This is a genomic window from Pasteuria ramosa (assembly GCF_056496785.1).
In genome coordinates, this window is record NZ_CP143099.1 from 269,563 (window position 1) to 289,478 (window position 19,916).

Sequence of the window (19,916 nt, forward strand, 5' to 3'; positions counted from 1 at the left end):
TTTTGTCTTAAGGAGATAATTATAAAATATGTCACAAGCAAATATACCAGGCATATCTCCAAATATTTCACTTGACCAAGAAAGTGTCTTAAATCTGTTATTAGCTTCTTCAGCTATGAATTCTTTAGGTTTAAGTCATCTTTTAAATGCTGAAGCAGAAAAAATGCAGTATGTTTTAGGTACTTTACCAGGTATTACAAATGATACACCGCCTTCTGTGCAAGATATATTAACTATTAATAAAAGTGTAAGTTCTATCTTACAAAGCGCTGCGACGAAAAATGCAGCTTTGGTTGATCAAACAAGTTCTGTTATGAATACTATTTCTCAAATCGGAGCTACTGGTCCTGCAGGACCAACAGGGGTAACTGGTCCAGCTACAGGTTATCCTGGCCCTACCGGTCCTACTGGTTTATCTATTACTGGTGCTACTGGACCAGTAGGTATTACTGGTCCTACTGGTTATCTAGGATTATATGGTGCTTTAGGTCCACAAGGTGTTACAGGTGCTACTGGTCCTTCAGGTATTAGTATAATAACTGGACCAACAGGTAACACCGGACCAATAGGTCTTACGGGACCAACAGGTAATACTGGTCCAATGGGTCCGGCAGGTAACGCAGTTAGGTTAAATAATACAGTTATAACAGGAGCAACAGGTCCTACTGGTATAACAGGTAATACCGGTATTGGTGCCACAGGAGTTACTGGTTTAACTGGCGCTAGTATTACGGGAGCTACTGGTGCTACCGGCTTAACTGGTAATACTGGTTTAACTGGCGCTACTGGTTTAACTGGTGCTACAGGATCTCCATTTAGCGTCATAGGTGCAGGTTCTTTTGGTTTTGTCGCCACACAAGCCGTTTCTTTTCCTGTAGACATACCTGTACCGCTTAATTCTTTTGAAAATATATCAGGTACAGGTATTTCATTAACATCACCAGATACAATTACCGTATCACCTGGTATTTATCAAATAGATTATGGTCTGATAAGCAATTCACAAAATAGTATGAAAATAGCAGCTTGTGAACTTTTAGCAAATGGCAGTAAGATACCAGCCAGTTTTATCTTCACTAACCTACAAAATCCAGATGGCACATATAATAATCAATCAGCAAGTCAACTATATAGTAATATTTTAATTAACCAAAGTGTCACAACAACTATCCAACTTGTACCACGTATAGCTAGTTTAGATTTCACATCAGATAGCTCTGTTATATCATTAGTTGCACCCCTTAATCCTACTTTAGCAAATGTAACAGTTGTAAAATTAACTTAGTTTGATTTTTGTAAAAATTAAATAAAATAACCAAAATAAAACCCACAATTAAGAGTGCTTAAATTTAAGCACTCTTAATTGTGGGTTTTATTTTTCTTTAAAATACAATGGACTTGTCCAAGAATCAATGCGAAGGGAGTTTAAGGGTCTAATCAAAGGCATTAAAAGCTATGATAATAGCTATTTTTGTGTTTAAATTCCATCAATAGTGTTAAAATATAAAAAAACGAAGATTTTTGTTTTAGGGATTTTATTAATAGGTTTAATTTGTCATTTTTGTAGCTATAAACAATTAAATTCTATTAAAAGCACCTAACTAATACATATATAAATTGTCGGAATTTTTAATTTTGCTATTTAGCTTGCTTTTTTATCTTCTTTAACTTCTTGGAATTTCCCTAAAGCTAGGTGAGCATTAAACATTGCGAATATTAAATCAAATTGTTCTGAAAATTTTTTAGGATTATTACGATATCTATTATAAATAACCTTAAATCTTTTTAACCAACCTATAACTCTTTCTACCAATGATCTTTTACGAGAAATTTTTTGATTATACTCCTTTTGTTCCTGAGTAAAATTCTTTAACTTACTTCTTTTATATGGTAAAATCACGTATAGAAATAGCTTTTGTAAGCCCTGAAAGCCTAAATCAGCGATTAAAGTGTCATATTCAGATAACCATGGAATGTACGAATCTTTAAAAAGCTTAAAATCATGTACACTACCAGGTGCGAAATTTGTGTAGCCAATAGAAGCTGTTTCAGCATAAATTGCAAGGAAAGACTTCATTGTTGGATACTTTTTTCTTCCAGATTAATATTTTTTATTATCTTTTTTTGGTCTTTCTATGCGCACTTCAGTACAATCGAATATAAACAAACCAAATATGAGAGATGAAAAATATGGGCTCTGATTTGCAGGATATCTTTTGGATAATACTTTCTTGGCGATACCTTGTATCTTTTGTATGATGTTATTAACCGTGCTTTTACTAATACCAAAAATTTGTGCAATCATTCTATTTGTAAGCCCAAGAAAAAAATTATGAAAAAATAAGTATACTTGATTTTCAGGGTTGAGTATATTTTGCCTACCACCCTTTCTTTTGGTCTTTAAATCTATTTTTCTAACTCTATTAACTATTTTTTCGAAGATGATTTTATCTACACCGAAAGCAGACATGAATTTGCTTTCATCAAATGCTGCTATTTTGGAATATTCCATATTTAAGTATTTAACTTTAGATTTATACATATATGCTTAATCCTCTCTTTTAAATATCAAATTTTATAGTAGTATATATCAAATTCAAAAATATTATAAAGAGATAAAATTATTTTATATAAACTTATTTTTTGGCATGAACTTAAAACTATTAATAAAATGTATGCATTTCAATATATAATTATCAATATTCAAATAATTAAAACATTAGTATTTATATATCTTAAAAAATATATAAAAGGCAGCTTTACTGTTTATTTTAAGCTTTTTTAATAAATTTTTAAAATTGACAATAACTAACAATAATCTGCACTAATCGGATATATTAGCATTCTTGGACAAGTCCAATTTACCTTAATGTTTAATATAAAAAAATTATCCTAAATAAATATATAAAAAATAATATATTCAATAAAAAATAAAAATTTAAACAGAGGTATTATATAGTAAGTTAATATTAATAATTTCGTCAAAATATTATATCATTAATCCGTTATAAGTAATATTTAACGGACTTGTCCAAGAATCAATGTGAAGGGAGTTTAAGGGTCTAATCAAAGGCATTAAAAGCTATGATAATAGCTATTTTTGTGTTTAAATTCCATCAATAGTGTTAAAATATAAAAAAACGAAGATTTTTGTTTTAGGGATTTTATTAATAGGTTTAATTTGTCATTTTTGTAGCTATAAACAATTAAATTCTATTAAAAGCACCTAACTAATACATATATAAATTGTCGGAATTTTTAATTTTGCTATTTAGCTTGCTTTTTTATCTTCTTTAACTTCTTGGAATTTCCCTAAAGCTAGGTGAGCATTAAACATTGCGAATATTAAATCAAATTGTTCTGAAAATTTTTTAGGATTATTACGATATCTATTATAAATAACCTTAAATCTTTTTAACCAACCTATAACTCTTTCTACCAATGATCTTTTACGAGAAATTTTTTGATTATACTCCTTTTGTTCCTGAGTAAAATTCTTTAACTTACTTCTTTTATATGGTAAAATCACGTATAGAAATAGCTTTTGTAAGCCCTGAAAGCCTAAATCAGCGATTAAAGTGGCATATTCAGATAACCATGGAATGTACGAATCTTTAAAAAGCTTAAAATCATGTACACTACCAGGTGCGAAATTTGTGTAGCCAATAGAAGCTGTTTCAGCACAAATTGCAAGGAAAGACTTCATTGTTGGATACTTTTTTCTTCCAGATTCATATTTTTTATTATCTTTTGTTGGTCTCTCTATGCGTATTTCAATACAATCGAAGATCGACATACCAAATATGAGAGATGAAAAATATGGGCTCTGATTTGTAGGATATCTTTTGGATAATACTTTCTTGGCGATACCTTGTATCTTTTGTATGATGTTATTAACCGCGCTTTTACTAATTAACAAAAATTTGTGCAATCATTCTATTTGTAAGCCCAAGAAAAAAATTATGAAAAAATAAGTATACTTGATTTTCAGGGTCGATTATATTTTGCCTACCACCCTTTCTTTTGGTCTTTAAATCTATTTTTCTAACTCTATTAACTATTTTTTCGAAGATGATTTTATCTACACCGACAGCAGACATGAATTTGCTTTCATCAAATGCTGCTATTTTGGAATATTCCATATTTAAGTATTTAACTTTAGATTTATACATATATGCTTAATCCTCTCTTTTAAATATCAAATTTTATAGTATTATATATCAAAAAAAAATCACAATGTTATATTGATATTGTGATTTTTTTTTGATATATTACAATATTAAATTCAAAAATATTATAAAGAGATAAAATTATTTTATATAACCTTATTTTTTGGCATGAACTTAAAACTATTAATAAAATGTATGCATTTCAATATATAATTATCAATATTCAAATAATTAAAACATTAGTATTTATATATCTTAAAAAATATATAAAAGGCAGCTTTACTGTTTATTTTAAGCTTTTTTAATAAATTTTTAAAATTGACAATAACTACCAATAATCTGCACTAATTGGATATATTAGCATTCTTGGACAAGTCCAACATAAAAACAAATAAAAGCAGAATATTTAATATTTTTGATAACATATCCGTTTAATAACATTGTTTTTTAAAACAATTCATAGTAAAATTAAGATAATATATAATATTAATATGAAATAAGTGATTAAAGTATATAGATATATGGTACAATAATCATATATATATAAATTTAAACTAATCATAGATTTTACAAGAAATAAATTTTAACATAAATAATAAATATGGTTATTATAAATTAATTTTATATAGAAAAATATTATCTCTTAAATGCAGACAATATACTTGCTGGAAAAATATTAATATAGCCAATGATTAATGATGTAATTTAAACACAAAAAATAGCAATTATCATAGCTTTTAGTTCATTCAAGTAGGTTCTTAAACTCTATGAAGATTAAGTTTTTGGGCAAGCTCAATAAATAAGAAAATATTGATTTTTTAAGTTAAATAAAATTATTTTTGAAAATATATAAGAAATATCCATCATTTAAACCAGAAAATCAATTTTTTTAAAATCTTAAAAAATAAAAAACCCGCAAGACAAATACCTCGTCTGCGGAAAATTAAAATGAACAAAATAATAATTTAAAAAACTAATTATTTAATTGACTACGACGGATGTAGAATAAAGCACAACTAGCTACAACAAACAAAGAAGCTAACCCAACAGCTATACGACCATTATTCGTGTCACCTTTAGTAGCAGAACCAGCTCTAGAAGATCCTTTTGCAGGTGTCATGTCTGTAGATGGACCAATTTCACGTTTAGATCTTGTTGGTTGGACATCATCTTTTTTAAGCTCAAAAATTTGACCTTTTGGAGAAGAAGTTAGTCCTGAAGCAAAACTAGATTTCTCTTCTTTTGTATCTAATAGCTTGTCTGCTTTTTTATCTTCGGAATCAATTTCAATCTTAGCGTGCAACTCTTTAGATCCAATAGTTCCTTGAGTAACAACTGGTTTTTTATCGTCATCTTTAGTTAAGTGACCAACAGATACACCTTTAGAATCTAAAATAGAAACATCTAACTTACCATCTTTATCTTTAAGATCTAACTTCTCTAAAGCTTTAGATAGATCAATAGAACTGCTAGTTCCTAAAGGTGATTTCTCTTCTTTCAAACCAGTTTTCAATGATAATTGAAAATCTTTTAAATGCTCACCATTTTCAATTTCAACTTTCTTACCCGAAAATTTAAATTTAACGATTTTCTCTTCTTTTTTAACTTCGGTTTTAGCCTCAGTTTTAGCAGTAGTAGGAGTAGTAGGAGTAAGAGTACTAGAATTACTAGTAGGTGAAGCAAAAACAGATCCTGCAATAAGTGAAGTAGTTGCCATAGAAGCAACAACCAATCCTAAAAAATTGATTTTTCTAATCAATTTACAAACGCCCTTTCAAATAATTAATTTTTATAATAAAAGTCACTTTTAAAAATCCAAGGTATATAAAACTAAAAACTACCTATTAAAAAACAAAAATTTTAATAACCAAAAGCTTAATCCAAGCTAATATACAGCTTTGATTACAAAGGAAAAACTCAATGATATCTCCAACACTTTTCAATCTTAGCATATTATAACTTTGATAGCAACATGTTGTTTTAATTTATTTTCCAAAATATAATGAATCCACCATAATATAACACTATAATAGGTCTGTTGACGAATCTTTGTTATCAATTATTTCTATAAAAACATAAATGCAACCAAATGAATCTAAAAATATATAATGAGTGAAAAATACTATAAAAAATCTGATGGTTTAAAAATATGTTCTTGGACTTGTCCAAAAATCAATGCGAAGGGAGTTTAAGGGTCTAATCAAAGGCACTAAAAACCATGATAATAGCTATTTTTGTGTTTAAATTCCATCAATAGTGTTAAAATATAAAAAATGAAGATTTTTGTTTTAGGGATTTTATTAATAGGTTTAATTTGTAATTTTTGTAGCTATAAACAATTAAATTCTATTAAAAGCACCTAACTAATACATATATAAATTGTCGGAATTTTTAATTTTGCTATTTAGCTTGCTTTTTTATCTTCTTTAACTTCTTGGAATTTCCCTAAAGCTAGGTGAGCATTAAACATTGCGCATATTAAATCAAATTGTTCTGGAAATTTTTTAGGATTATTACGATATCTATTATAAATAATCTTAAATCTTTTTAACCAACCTATAACTCTTTCTACCAATGATCTTTTACGAGAAATTTTTTGATTATACTCCTTTTGTTCCTGAGTCAAATTCTTTAACTGTACATGCAAAAAAAGCAAAAAAATGTAAATTATTAATAAAAATAATAAAATATTATTGCATTTCCAAAGTTTACAATATATTACATTTTAATATTTTACAAACAAAAATAGACATTCATCTATCACCTGTGTAGAATATAAGTCTCCTAACAAAAAACAACAGGGGGGATAGAGAATGTCTATTAATTGTAGGTTAACAAATAAATCCCATTTGGTCAAATTTTTTCGTAAATTGGGGTTAATATCCCAATTTACTTCATCTGTTTTTAATCATATTTTGCAGATTATTGATGGTATGTTGTCACAAAACTTTAACGGAACTTTGTAAGATATTCATAAAAAAAGCTTTTATAACAGGTGCCGCCAAACGATAAGCCATATGATGACTAATTCAAAATGGGATGAAAAAATACTTAGTGACGCCATAAACAATGTTGCTTATGAAGAAGTTATCAATCAAGCTAAGAGAAAAAATAAACCTTACTTTCTGATAATTGACGATACAGTATGCCATAAGACAAAGCCATCATCATTAGCTGAACACCCTATACAAGCAGCAGGTTACCATTATTCTAATCTAGATAAAAGAAGTGTATATGGTCATTCTATTGTTCAAGCTATGTTACATACAGATGGTTTAAGCTATCCTATAGAAGTTACACGTGCTAATAAAACAGAAAGTAATAAAATGGATACTGCTTGCGATATCATATCTAGTGCTCCTGAGCCAGATCACAAAGCATATGTTTGTGTAGATTCTTGGTATATTTCAAAAAAGATCATCGAAACAAGCTTAAAAAAAGGATTTCATTTTATAGGTGCATTAAGAATCGATATTGTTATTTGTCCTTTAGGCATTAAAAATCAAATAAAAATTTTTTTAAATTTTATAAAAAAATAAAGATACAAAAGTTGTTACCATTAAAAAACAAAAGTATCGTGTTTATAGATATGAAGGTAATCTTAATTTTATTGACAATGCAGTTGCCCTTATTTGTCTTAAGGAAGGTCAAGATATATCTAAAGCAAAAGCTTTTATTTGCACAGATATGGAGCTAAGTAATGAAGAAATTCTAAATTATTATTCGAAAAGATGGGAAATCGAAACCTATTTTAGAACAGCTAAAAATTATCTTGCTTTACAAGGATACCAAGTCAGATCCATCAAATCTTTAGATAGATACTTAATTTTACAAATGTTTGTAGCAATGTATTGTATACATACAGGTAATGGTAATCTCCTAAAGGGATTACGTAAATATCAGGCTAAAAAAGAAGCTGATCGAATAGAAGATATGATTGATATATTAATTTCATCCCTTAAAGAGGTAATATCATATTTAGATGTTCCTACGCATATATCTGTGAAGCTTATTTTATCACGTGCCAAAAAAGGATTAAGAGCAGCACTAAGGTCCTACTGTTATCAATTTAAAGAGGTAGCCTAAATCTGCAAATACAATTAAAAAGGATAGATATGGTAAAAAAACTAAAAAAGCTAGGTTTGTTTTTTGACCATTTATAAATATAATTAAATTTATTATAACAATACAAATATATAAATTCTCTTTTTAGATTAATTAAACATAAGGATGCTAAATTACTCTAAAAATAAAAACGATCTTTTGTATAAACAAATAATGTTCAAACTTAGATTATAATAAACTTTTTAAGTTAATTTTTGAAAATCAAAAATTATGGCCTATTTTTTTTGGCAAGTACAGTAACAATATCGATTCTTAATGAACCTATAAAATGAAATCCTTTTTTTAAGCTTGTTTCGATGATCTTTTTTGAAATATACCAAGAATCTACACAAACATATGCTTTGTGATCTGGCTCAGGAGCACTAGATATGATATCGCAAGCAGTATCCATTTTATTACTTTCTGTTTTATTAGCACGTGTAACTTCTATAGGATAGCTTAAACCATCTGTATGTAACATAGCTTGAACAATAGAATGACCATATACACTTCTTTTATCTAGATTAGAATAATGGTAACCTGCTGCTTGTATAGGGTGTTCAGCTAATGATGATGGCTTTGTCTTATGGCATACTGTATCGTCAATTATCAGAAAGTAAGGTTTATTTTTTCTCTTAGCTTGATTGATAACTCCTTCATAAGCAACATTGTTTATGGCGTCACTAAGTATTTTTTCATCCCATTTTGAATTAGTCATCATATGGCTTATCGTTTGGCGGCACCTGTTATAAAAGCTTTTTTTATGAATATCTGACAAAGTTCCGTTAAAGTTTTGTGACAACATACCATCAATAATCTGCAAAATATGATTAAAAACAGATGAAGTAAATTGGGATATTATCCCCAATTTACGAAAAAATTTGACCAAATGGGATTTATTTGTTAACCTACAATTAATAGACATTCTCTATCCCCCCTGTTGTTTTTTGTTAGGAGACTTATATTCTACACAGGTGATAGATGAATGTCTATTTTTGTTTGTAAAATATTAAAATGTAATATATTGTAAACTTTGGAAAAATAATAAAATTTTATTATTTTTATTAATAATTTAAATTTTTTTGCTTTTTTTGCATGTACAGATATTAGCATTCTTGGACAAGTCCTAACTCTATTAACTATTTTTTCGAAGATGATTTTATCTACACCGACAGCAGACATGAATTTGCTTTCATCAAATGCTGCTATTTTGGAATATTCCATATTTAAGTATTTAACTTTAGATTTATACATATATGCTTAATCCTCTCTTTTAAATATCAAATTTTATAGTATTATATATCAAAAATATTATAAAGAGATAAAATTATTTTTTAGCATGAACTTAAAACTATTAATAAAATGTATGCATTTTGATATATAATTGGACTTGTGCCTAAACTTTAATACATGTGCTTAAGACGAACAATTGTCATTTATGGATATTTTTAAATTTTTTTAAAAATATAAAATTTCAATATCTATTCTTATTTATGAGCTATATTGTTATAATAATCTGAATAAACTAAAAAATATTATATATATTATTATTTTTTTGGAATTTCATTAAGATATGAAAAAAGATAAATTTTTGTGTTTTGATATCTTTAAATTAAAATGCTATTTCTTTATATACATAAAAAAACCAACACTATTATTAAATTGTGTTGGTTTTTTTATGTATATATACTACTATTAATATGGAATTTAACACTAAAAGAAAAGAGCAGATAACTATGTCTAATATTAACAAGAGATATGTAAATATGGAATATGCAAAAATAGCAAAATTAACAGAAAAAGAATTTATGTCCGCCGTAGGCGTCGATAAAATAACCTTTTCAATTATAGTAGAAAGTGTGCGAAAATATGACTTGAAAAACCATGAAAAAGGGGGTAGACCAAACATACTTGACCCGGAAAATCAAGTGTTATTGTTTTTTCATAATTTTTTCTTTGGTCGTACTTATAGAAGTATTGCAAAAACTTTCGATGTTACTAGCAGTACTGTTAATAAAACTATAAAAAAGGTACAAGCTGTCGCAACAAAAGTACTTAATAAAGAAAATCCTAAAAATATGAAAAAATATCTACCTAGCTTAACATATGGCAGATTCATTATAGATGGTACAGAAATATGCATTCAACGTCCTAAGGTGAATTACAAACCCTATTTATCTGGACGTAAAAAACAAACAAGTAAGAAATCCTTAATTTTAATTTGCTCTAAAACTGCCAAGATTTATTTTACAAATTACGCTCCTGGTAGCGTACATGATTTTAATCTTTACAAAAAATCACGTATTCCATTATCAGAAAACGCAACGTTGCTAGGTGATTCAGGTTTTAAAGGCCTAAACCAATATCATTTGTATGCGATTATACCTTATCAAAACAGTAAATACAAGGTTTTAAGCCAAGAAGAAAAAGACTATAACCATATTTTATCCCAAGAAAGATCCTTAGTTGAAAGAGTTATAGGATGGCTAAAAAGATTCAAGCTTATTGCTAATAGATATCGTAATAAACTGAAAAATTTCTCAAAGCAATTTGATCTAATCTCAGCAATATTCAATCATCATTTATCTTTAGATAAATTCAAAAAATTTATATAAAATCCAAAAATATAAATTAAAAAATTCAGACAATTTACACGAACAATCAATTGTATCAAATAAATATAATTTTAGCTATTATTTAAATTTAAATAATTAAATTAAACATATAAGAGGAATAAGTAAAACTTAGTTTCCTTATTAAAACATGTTTATTGATATTTTAACACTTATGATAAAATATAATCATGAAAGTAATGATAATAACATCTTTGAAAACACTTTATTAGTCTCAAATACACATTGCATTAAAGTTTAGGCACAAGTCCATTATCAATATTCAAATAATTAAAACATTAGTATTTATATATCTTAAAAAATATATAAAAGGCAGCTTTATTGTTTATTTTAAGCTTTTTTAATAAAATTTTAAAATTGACAATAACTACCAATAATCTGCACTCATCGTCTATATTAGCATTCTTGGACAAGTCCAAAGAATAAAAAATTGTTGATGCTTTAAATACTATAGCTAGTCTACCCTTTCTGGATATAAAATAATATTTTTTAAAAGATTATTGGTATATTTAAAAAGAGATAATCGAAACAAGCTTAAACAAGGATTCCATTTTATAGGTGCATTCAAAATCGATATTGTTATTTATCCTTGAGGTATCAAAAAACAAATCAAAATATTTTTAAAGGGTACAGCAAAATACAAATGCAAAAGTTGTTACCATTAAATAGTAAGCAAACCTAGATTTTTAGGTTTGTTTCTTGGCCATATGTAAATATAATCTGATTTATTATAACAATAAAAATATATAAATTCTTTTTTTATAGTGGACTTGTCCAAAAACCTATGTAAAAGGGAGATGCAAAATCTAAAATAAAACACAAAAAGCTTATAATAACGGCTATTTTGGAGTTCTAATTATCCCATGAATAATGGAATATTTAACATTTCTGGACAAGTCCAGTAATTAAGCATAAAGCTGCTAAATTAATCTAAAAATAAAAACGCTCTTTGGTATAAAAAAATAATATTACAACTTATATGATAAAACCTTTTTTAGTTCATTTTTAAAAATCAAAAATTATGTCCTTATTTTTTTTTGCAAGCAAAGATTTTATCAAAGTTCTTTATTACCTTCTTTTTTCTTTGTCGGTGTTTTTAACCTCCAATTATAAAGTTGCACACGGAAGCGCTGTAAAACAGCTTCTATATGATATAACCTTATTTTATGATTAGAAATCAAGTCTCTATACCATTGCAAGCTTTCATTATACTTTTGATGAGTTTCTGGGGAACCTTTATCTGCCGGAGGATTTTTCTCGAGTTCCTCTAAATCCTTATTGTGTTCCTCTAAAGCCTTTGACCAAATATCATATTCGGAATAATGGGAAACCATTTTGTATAACAAAAAGTATGCCTGCGAATATAAAACACCCGCTTGCGGATCCAAAGATATAGCACCATCAAAATTATACCCTAGAATATCCAAAATTCTGCTGGTCAATTCAGGTAAATATTCCTCTTGAGAATCAATATCTAATACTAAAGGTTCTTCCATTAAACCAATATCATCATAATCATAGTCATCCTGATCTATTCTCCCCCCTACTGCTCCTTCTAATTCAACTTGCTGATCAATCATCTGATTCATATTTATCGAAGCTTCATGTAAATAACTTAAAGCACGATTTGTCCTCTCGATATCTAATAATCTAGTTATTTCTTCAGGCGTTCGAATATCTGATGTAAATCGGCTATCAGCTCTATTTATAATCCCATCTATATCTTTTAAATCTGCAATGGCCGAAGAACAAAAATCAACTAATGATGATGTCTGTCTTTTGTTTCTTAAATTTTTGGTTTTAATTTCATTGCAAGAAAAGGCTTCTCTAATAAAATTAAAAGAATTCAAGATGGTTGGTTTTAAAGAAGTTTTTAAGTTATCTAGGGAATTTATTTTTTTATTTATTTCCTGTTTCAATAAAATATCATCGTATGTCGTGTTACCCATGATCTTTATTAATTCTGTATTGAAGTTACGAATTTTTTTCATCATTTCTTCTTTATATTTTTTATTTAAGGGCCATAGCTGGAGATCAGATTTGTTTTTAAATATATTTTGAAGCAAATTAGAATCCGAATATATATTATTAGCTAGATAAGCAAATATTTCTCTTCTTTTTCTAAGAAAAAAAGCATCTAAAAATTCAATATCCTCTGTAGAGAATGTCCCATCTGTTTTTTGGGATTTAATTTTTAACAGTCGTTCTTTTTCTGAATCATTAGCATATCTATATATATTATCTACAATTTCAGTAATCCTTTCATTTAATTTTTTTGAAGAAAGTACTATATTTTCCCCTGAACTATTTTTTATAAAATTAATATAATAATTTTGCAATTTTATTAATTCAGTATATGAATTGGAAAATGGCTGGGAATTTCCGACATCCCAAATTGTTAATATTTTCTTTAAAACTATCTCCTTTATCCCTAAAAATAACCAATTAGAAGTGAAATTAGAAAAAGATTGCTCGTGGTTTTCAAACTCTGATTTAATTCTATTTTCAATTTCAATTTCTTCGCTTTTTTGTTTAGATTCATATATTTTATTAGTAAATTTAAATAATGATGATGAATACGATATTTTATCTATAATATCAGAATCGAGTTTTATAACACCTATATTTTTAACTGAAGATTGGTAAATACCCTTAACCAATAAACGAGTATTTGATCTCTCTAAATTATTCAAGGGAATCCAAAAAGTATATCCTCTCCCGTTTACAAATGAAATTAATCCTATTTCATTCATATTTGTTAATCCTTCTTCCCTAATAAAGCGTACATAAACGGAATCACCAAAATCTCCCAATGAAATTAACTTATCAGTTGAATGCACAGATGATAAATTTGTTTGGGCTATATCCCTGCGGAAATACTCATCCTTTGATAATTTGTCTAGGAATAATCTTATAATTTGATTAATTTCGCTGTTTAAATGATCTATGGTGTTTAAATCATCGGAAATCTCTTTGTCCATTTCACGATGAAAATTCTGTAATGAATCCCAAAAAGTCCAAAAAGTTGGGATGAAATCTTGCTCCGATAATGGTTTCTTTAGTTCTTTTTCGTAAGTATTAAAAACTTTTAATCCATATTTCCAATCTATATCCAAGAATTTTTTAGCTAATAATAGAACTATATTAGGGTTTTTTTTCGGATCATCAAAATATTCTAATAGCTTTTTACTTAAATTATATATTTTTGCCAGTATAGTTCCTTTATATGTCGCCGTACCCCAACCAAACCAATCTTGGTACTCATCAGGATGATAACTGCTAAATTTTATAGTAGGCCAACTTGCTAGATGATAAAATGTATTTTTGATATTTGATAACTTGTTCTTCATGTCGGAAACATCCTTATCAATTTGCTGTTCTATGAAATTAATATTTGATACTGAACGGGTAGATAATGCATTAGATAATAATAAAAAATGCGATTTATCATAATAACTAGCTATACTATTATCAAAATAGCTATTAAATGAAGTGCCTCCATATAATAATAGAGCTGCTGATAACAATTTGATATTTTTAGTTTTAAAAAAATTTTTAATTTGAAAAAACCCCTTTTGTTGAAAAAGTATAATATTTTCTACGTTTGAGTTGGACATTTATTTAAAATATACTTATTTTTGATTTTTAATTTTTAAAATTATTTCTAAAAATTAAAAAGAATAAAATATTATCGTATTAGCCATAAATTAGCAAGCTATACGTGCCAAAAAATGAAGGGAAAAATTGAAAATTAATTTTGGATGAATTTTCTCTATACCATGATTAGTTGTTTTTGGATTCGGCTAAGATCAAAGTCTGATTGATCTGGTTTATATATATGTTTGATTTAACAGCATTTCTTTTTCTTTCAATGTACTTACCTGCAAATACTGATATCAACAGGTCGTGTAAATTATGGTTGTTTATTATTAGTTTTAGGTAAAGTGCTATATTTTATTTATATATATTTAAATTTAAAAAAACATAAAGTGATAAAAGAATTTTTATATGGTTTTTTTAGTATGAACTTACAAACTATTAATAAAATATATGTATCTTGATTCAAAATTAGTTATATTCAAATAATTAAAAAATACTTTTTTATATGTATTAAAAAATATATAAAAAACATCTCGTTTATTAATTTTGATATTTTTATAAAATTTTAAAATTAACAATAATAATGAATCATCTGCACTAATTAGCTATAAAAATCTTTTAGATAACGTTCTAAGTATGCAACTATAAGTTGTTTTTTATTTTAATCAGTGCCACAAACTTTTGCAACTGTTAATATGTATTTAATCATTTTTTATATCTATTATAATGTAGTTTTTAAGAATTTATGTATAATTAAAAAATTTAAAAAAATATAAAAACAAATAATGCTACCAAATTTTATATATCTAAATTTATGTTTATTGAGAAATAAATTAAATGAAAATTATACATATATTTAAAATATTATATAAATATATAAAAAGGTACAAAAAGAGGACCTATGTAATATAGATCCTCTTTTTGTACTTAAAAACAATTCATAACAATACGTAAATTAGACTAATTAATACCTTTAGCAGATCTACGTCCACGGATAAAGAATAATGCAGCTGCACCCATAGCTACAGCTCCTGCAGAAATCAACATATAATTGTTATATCCGGTTGCTGTATCAGGTAATGTTGCAGATGACTTAGCGGAAGGCGCGCTAGAAGTAGTTGTGGTTGTAGTTGTTCTGTGTACCATGCTTTTAGATTTACTACGGGCTGCACGTGTCTCAGCAGCAGCCACACGACTTGCTAAAATGTATTTGTCTGTAAATTTAACTTTGCCATTTGAAACTTTAACATAAGTGTCTACTGTTTTGTAAACAGATTCATTTTTGCTATAAACAGTCATACGAGCAATGTAAGTACCATCTTTTAAATTGCTATTAACACAAATATCTGCTGCATTACTAACTACTTTAGCAATACAATTATCAACAATTTCTTTGTTGTCTTTTTGTATCAATTCAAAAGATAAATCAGTAACTGGTACTTTAACACTTTCAAAACTTAATCGACCGTGTTCAGAAACACCTATGTTGAATGAAGCAATAGATGAAGAAGTTTGTTCTTTAGCAATAGCCGCATTGGAAGAAGAAGCAAAAGCGGCAGCATTAGCACTACCAGAAGCGGTAGCTTCTGATTTAGCTGATGCTTGTGGATTAGCAGTTTCTGCTGTTTTAGCAGTTTCTGCTGGTTTAGCAGTTTCTGATGGTTTAGCAGTTTCTGATGGTTTAGCAGTTTCTGATGGTTTAGCAGTTTCTGATGGTTTAGCAGTTTCTGATGGTTTAGCAGTTTCTGCTGGTTTAGCAGTTTCTGCTGGTTTAGCAGTTTCTGCTGGTTTAGCAGTTTCTGCTGGTTTATTAGCAGAATCTGCTGTCACTGCTGAGTCTGACCCAATAACTGATCCCTCTACTACTGGCTCACCCTGAACTAAACTTAAAGGCGACACAATCATCGCTGTCGCAAAAAACAAAAATGCAATTTTTTTCAATTTAGTCAACTCCTTAACTGCTCAATTATATTTTAGGGCAATATGGGAGCAAACCACACAAACGAATTTTCGCTACGTTTGATTGCTACACAGTATAGGGAGAAAAGAAGCAACATTCTAAATATTTAAATTACTGTATCGGCCTAAAAACAAAGATCTTTTAGACATATAAATATACTTGAATAACTGCGTAAAAATCAAAAACCCTACTGTTCCCATTTGCCAACTTAATATGCGTGTATATTGTCCGGAATTCCATTTTATAGTAAAAAAACTGCCAAGTGGTCAAAAATATCTAAAAGAACCAATATTCCCCAAAAAAAAACCGAAATATGTAAAAAAAACAAAAGTAAGTTTTATATAACAAATTTGCTAAAATATATCTGCAATAGTAAGATACCGGAACAACAACGCGACACTCATACTAGCATATTCAAATTATATTAGCAAATCAAAATTTGCCTATTTTAGATATGTCAAATTAAATAAAGATTTTTCTGACAGATGTTCTTTTTTATTACTTAAGACTTTGTTATATACTATTTATTGGTTGTATTTACCACAAAAGTTTGATATTTATTTATTCTGCTTTGTTATTTTAAAAAATTAATTTTTAAAATAACGCGTCATAATTTTACAAAGCGTCCTAAAATATATCAGGTTTATGTTAATTTTTAAAAAAATATTTTATTTTAAAAATTACAACTTTTGATAAAATCAAAAAATAAATAAAGTCAAAATAACCAATCAAAAGCATACTGTCTTTTATATTCCTTAAAATTCATTTTATGACAGTAATTGCAATCTCAATAGCTAACAGAACTACTATCTAAACCAAATCATGGTAAATAATGCACAGCCCTACGCTCCCACATGGTACCCGGACGACCATAGCTAGCGTAAGAATCAAAACCAATTCCACAACGAGGTGTAAATTTACCACAAACTTCAATATATTTAGGTTCTATTATTTTATACAAATCTTCCATAATAACCATGATGTAATTTTCACCAAAATTATCATCATAACCAAAGTGTGTTAAATAATCTTTAAGTGATTGATGATCTAATAAAAAAACATCCGGAATATAACGAATATGAAGTTTGACGAATTCTGATTGTCCGGTTAAAGGACATAAAATCTTAAACTTCGGAATATTCAGTTTAATTGAATAATCAAAGTCGCCATATACATTAACAAACTTTTTCAAAACTTGTTCTTTACATATTTCTTCCTTAACATCATCACTTACTAAATAAAGCATATCAGGTGCTTCACACGAAGAAAGATAAGATGTTTTTATTTTATAATCTGTAGAAGGACACAAAAGATCATCCTTATCAAAAGGAACACATTGATGTCTATCGAGATTAATTAAATTATTCAAATCATCCTTATCATTTATATTCATAATATTACAGTAATATGACGACTTTAAAGATTTTTGGGCAGAAAAATCATCCTTATCAAAATGAACAGAACACGGAAAATAAAACGTTTCAGACATCTTCGTGGTATTTAACCAAGATGATCCTGAAGGAAATACCTCTTCATTATGCAAATGATCAATTTGCTCGATCATCGTTTGCGCAAAACGTTCAGCAGGAGAACTATTAAGATGTGAAGAAATATTTTCAGAAAAATCATTTTGGAAAACACGGTTTAAAGCTGGCTTGTCCTTAGATAAAACATTGATGGGCAAAGAAGAATTGTACATGTTGTGATCCTCCATCTTATTTTTTGTATTAAATTTCTTTTTATTATCCTGCATATGAATGTGCTTTTTATTATCATTAATATAAATTATATTTTTGTGATTATGAATATGAATGCGCTTTTTTTTAACCATTGTATTGAATTTATTTTTTTGAATATAAGCACATTTATATAAAAAACTATCGAACACCATATCATTATTTCTAACTAGTTTATACAACTTACACAACTCCAAGATGCGTGTTATTATTTTTAAAATTTTCAGGTTTTTTTTGAAAAAATGACTTTAACGTAGCAATTCTATCAAAAATATACCCTCATTAGCAAACATCCAATAGTTAACTTGTATAGCTTATTTTAATAAATAATTATATTACAAATAAATATCAAACTAAAAATATATCATAATTGATTGTATAATCGTGATATTTAATGCGAAAAAATATATAAATCAAAAACAAAAATGAGAACTTAAAATTAAAAACTGAGAATCGATGCGTAAAGTAAATAAAGATATAAGTAAAAATTAAAGCGATTATAAGCTGCTAAAATAAACGATATGTCAAATAATGAAAAATGATTTGCATAATATAATTTGCATTAATAAATGCAAATTATATTATGCAAAAATATATAAAGTTGTTTTGTTAAAGTTTTTTTGTTTAATAATTTATTAAATATATGTTTTATTTATAAAAATAATAAAAAATACCAGTTGTTGCCTTTGTTAAAATAATAAAAAGTTATTGACGGAAAATATTGCGTAAAACAAATAGAAAGTTGGCAGGTCTTTCTGCTATTCTTCTGGTGAAATATGCGTACCAATCTTTGCCATATGGTATATATACACGAACTTTATATCCTTCTTCGACCAATGTTTGTTGTAATTTAACAGAAATTCCATAAAGCATTTGAAATTCATACAAGTCTTTTGATATGTTCTCCTGTTTAATCCATTGTTTTAATATTTGAATAATGCTCTCATCGTGCGTAGCTATTGCTGTATAAACGCCTGCATTCAAATGTGTTTGTACAAGATATATATAATTGGTATCTACATCTTGCTTTTTGGGAAAAGCTACGGAAGGAGACTCTTTATATGCACCTTTAACTATTCTTAACGCAACATTTTTTTTCGCTAAATTTTGTTGATGTTGTGCTGCTGTTAAAAGATAAGATTGCATAACGGTACCTACATATTTTTCACCGTAGCGATCAATCAAAATGTTTAAAATTTCTAATGTAGGTCCTAAGGAAGCATAATCTTCCATATCTATGCAAATGAAACAATTATTATTTTTTGCATGATAAACAATTCTATCCATATGCTCTAAAGCAATTTTAGGATCAATATTTAGACCTAGTTGAGTTAATTTTAAAGATACGTAATTATTTAAATGAAGATCATCCTTGTACAGAGCATTTAACGCAGCAATCACTTCATCGGCAGATTTTTGGGCCAATTTTAATTTAGTAACGCTTTCTCCTAAATGATCAATGGTGGCTAAACGACCATCCTGATTAAGCTGTTTAACAACACTCATCGCTGTCTCCAAATCATTACCTGCCACAAAACGTGATGCCCCTAATCTCAAACCATATTTGTTGGCTAATGATGAAATAAGGGATGTTTGCGCAATACTAATAATGGAATTGCGCACTATAGACATAAAGGTGACCCCCTATCTTCGTACTAACTCCTATTAGCATGATATATTATTAAAAAATAATTCGTTCCTTTAAAATGAAATT

The 19,916-nt window shown here is 27.6% G+C and carries 17 protein-coding genes; 5 read left to right on the forward strand and 12 right to left on the reverse strand.

Features of this window, described 5'->3' with window-relative positions; genetic code table 11:
* The first annotated feature begins 28 nt into the window (after positions 1–28).
* Complete coding sequence (locus VS182_RS01235) at positions 29–1,285, forward strand: alpha-helical endospore appendage domain-containing protein (RefSeq protein WP_479492645.1); 1,257 nt, start codon at positions 29–31, stop codon at positions 1,283–1,285.
* Positions 1,286–1,642: 357 nt separating this feature from the next.
* Here the strand turns inward: VS182_RS01235 and VS182_RS01240 are convergent, their stop codons facing one another.
* The 6 genes from VS182_RS01240 to VS182_RS01265 all read right to left on the reverse strand — a co-directional run bounded on the left by VS182_RS01240 (position 1,643) and on the right by VS182_RS01265 (position 6,816).
* Positions 1,643–2,077 (reverse strand): transposase family protein, encoded by a 435-nt coding sequence (locus tag VS182_RS01240; RefSeq protein WP_479492646.1) that lies wholly within the window; start codon positions 2,075–2,077, stop codon positions 1,643–1,645.
* Between the two features lie 24 nt (positions 2,078–2,101).
* On the reverse strand, positions 2,102–2,542 hold the full coding sequence (locus VS182_RS01245) for a helix-turn-helix domain-containing protein (RefSeq protein WP_479492647.1): 441 nt from the start codon (positions 2,540–2,542) through the stop codon (positions 2,102–2,104).
* 729 nt (positions 2,543–3,271) lie between these two features.
* The gene (locus VS182_RS01250) at positions 3,272–3,919 is read right to left on the reverse strand and encodes a transposase family protein (RefSeq protein ID WP_479492648.1); all 648 of its coding nucleotides are present in this window, start codon (positions 3,917–3,919) and stop codon (positions 3,272–3,274) included.
* Positions 3,909–4,172 (reverse strand): hypothetical protein, encoded by a 264-nt coding sequence (locus tag VS182_RS01255; RefSeq protein ID WP_479492649.1) that lies wholly within the window; start codon positions 4,170–4,172, stop codon positions 3,909–3,911. Before VS182_RS01255 ends, VS182_RS01250 begins: the two co-directional genes overlap by 11 nt.
* A gap of 970 nt (positions 4,173–5,142) precedes the next feature.
* Positions 5,143–5,928 (reverse strand): hypothetical protein, encoded by a 786-nt coding sequence (locus VS182_RS01260; protein WP_479492650.1) that lies wholly within the window; start codon positions 5,926–5,928, stop codon positions 5,143–5,145.
* 645 nt (positions 5,929–6,573) lie between these two features.
* Positions 6,574–6,816: a transposase family protein gene (locus tag VS182_RS01265; protein WP_479492651.1), complete on the reverse strand. Its 243-nt coding sequence runs from the start codon at positions 6,814–6,816 to the stop codon at positions 6,574–6,576.
* 166 nt (positions 6,817–6,982) lie between these two features.
* On the opposite strand from VS182_RS01265, the gene VS182_RS01270 reads away from it, so the two are divergent.
* The 3 genes from VS182_RS01270 (at position 6,983) to VS182_RS01280 (ending at position 8,255) form a co-directional block, all read left to right on the forward strand.
* Complete coding sequence (locus VS182_RS01270) at positions 6,983–7,135, forward strand: hypothetical protein (RefSeq protein ID WP_479492652.1); 153 nt, start codon at positions 6,983–6,985, stop codon at positions 7,133–7,135.
* 51 nt (positions 7,136–7,186) lie between these two features.
* The gene (locus VS182_RS01275; protein ID WP_479492653.1) at positions 7,187–7,708 is read left to right on the forward strand and encodes a transposase; all 522 of its coding nucleotides are present in this window, start codon (positions 7,187–7,189) and stop codon (positions 7,706–7,708) included.
* Between the two features lie 70 nt (positions 7,709–7,778).
* The gene (locus VS182_RS01280; RefSeq protein WP_479492776.1) at positions 7,779–8,255 is read left to right on the forward strand and encodes a transposase; all 477 of its coding nucleotides are present in this window, start codon (positions 7,779–7,781) and stop codon (positions 8,253–8,255) included.
* A gap of 247 nt (positions 8,256–8,502) precedes the next feature.
* Here VS182_RS01280 and VS182_RS01285 read toward each other — a convergent pair whose 3' ends face one another.
* Complete coding sequence (locus VS182_RS01285) at positions 8,503–9,198, reverse strand: transposase (RefSeq protein ID WP_479492655.1); 696 nt, start codon at positions 9,196–9,198, stop codon at positions 8,503–8,505.
* A 41-nt stretch (positions 9,199–9,239) separates the two neighbouring features.
* Complete coding sequence (locus tag VS182_RS01290; RefSeq protein WP_479492656.1) at positions 9,240–9,527, reverse strand: hypothetical protein; 288 nt, start codon at positions 9,525–9,527, stop codon at positions 9,240–9,242.
* Between the two features lie 446 nt (positions 9,528–9,973).
* Between VS182_RS01290 and VS182_RS01295 the strand changes: the two genes are divergently transcribed.
* A complete protein-coding gene (locus tag VS182_RS01295) occupies positions 9,974–10,888 on the forward strand; it encodes a transposase family protein (RefSeq protein ID WP_479492400.1) in 915 nt (304 codons plus the stop codon).
* A gap of 1,073 nt (positions 10,889–11,961) precedes the next feature.
* Here VS182_RS01295 and VS182_RS01300 read toward each other — a convergent pair.
* From VS182_RS01300 to VS182_RS01315, 4 genes are all read right to left on the reverse strand, one after another.
* Positions 11,962–14,433: a hypothetical protein gene (locus VS182_RS01300; protein WP_479492657.1), complete on the reverse strand. Its 2,472-nt coding sequence runs from the start codon at positions 14,431–14,433 to the stop codon at positions 11,962–11,964.
* Between the two features lie 1,033 nt (positions 14,434–15,466).
* Entirely contained in the window at positions 15,467–16,447 is a 981-nt protein-coding gene (locus VS182_RS01305; protein WP_479492658.1) for an LPXTG cell wall anchor domain-containing protein, read from the reverse strand.
* An 839-nt stretch (positions 16,448–17,286) separates the two neighbouring features.
* Positions 17,287–18,165 (reverse strand): preQ(1) synthase, encoded by an 879-nt coding sequence (gene queF, locus VS182_RS01310; RefSeq protein WP_479488771.1) that lies wholly within the window; start codon positions 18,163–18,165, stop codon positions 17,287–17,289.
* 742 nt (positions 18,166–18,907) lie between these two features.
* Positions 18,908–19,834: a proline dehydrogenase family protein gene (locus VS182_RS01315; protein ID WP_479484741.1), complete on the reverse strand. Its 927-nt coding sequence runs from the start codon at positions 19,832–19,834 to the stop codon at positions 18,908–18,910.
* Positions 19,835–19,916 lie beyond the last annotated feature (82 nt).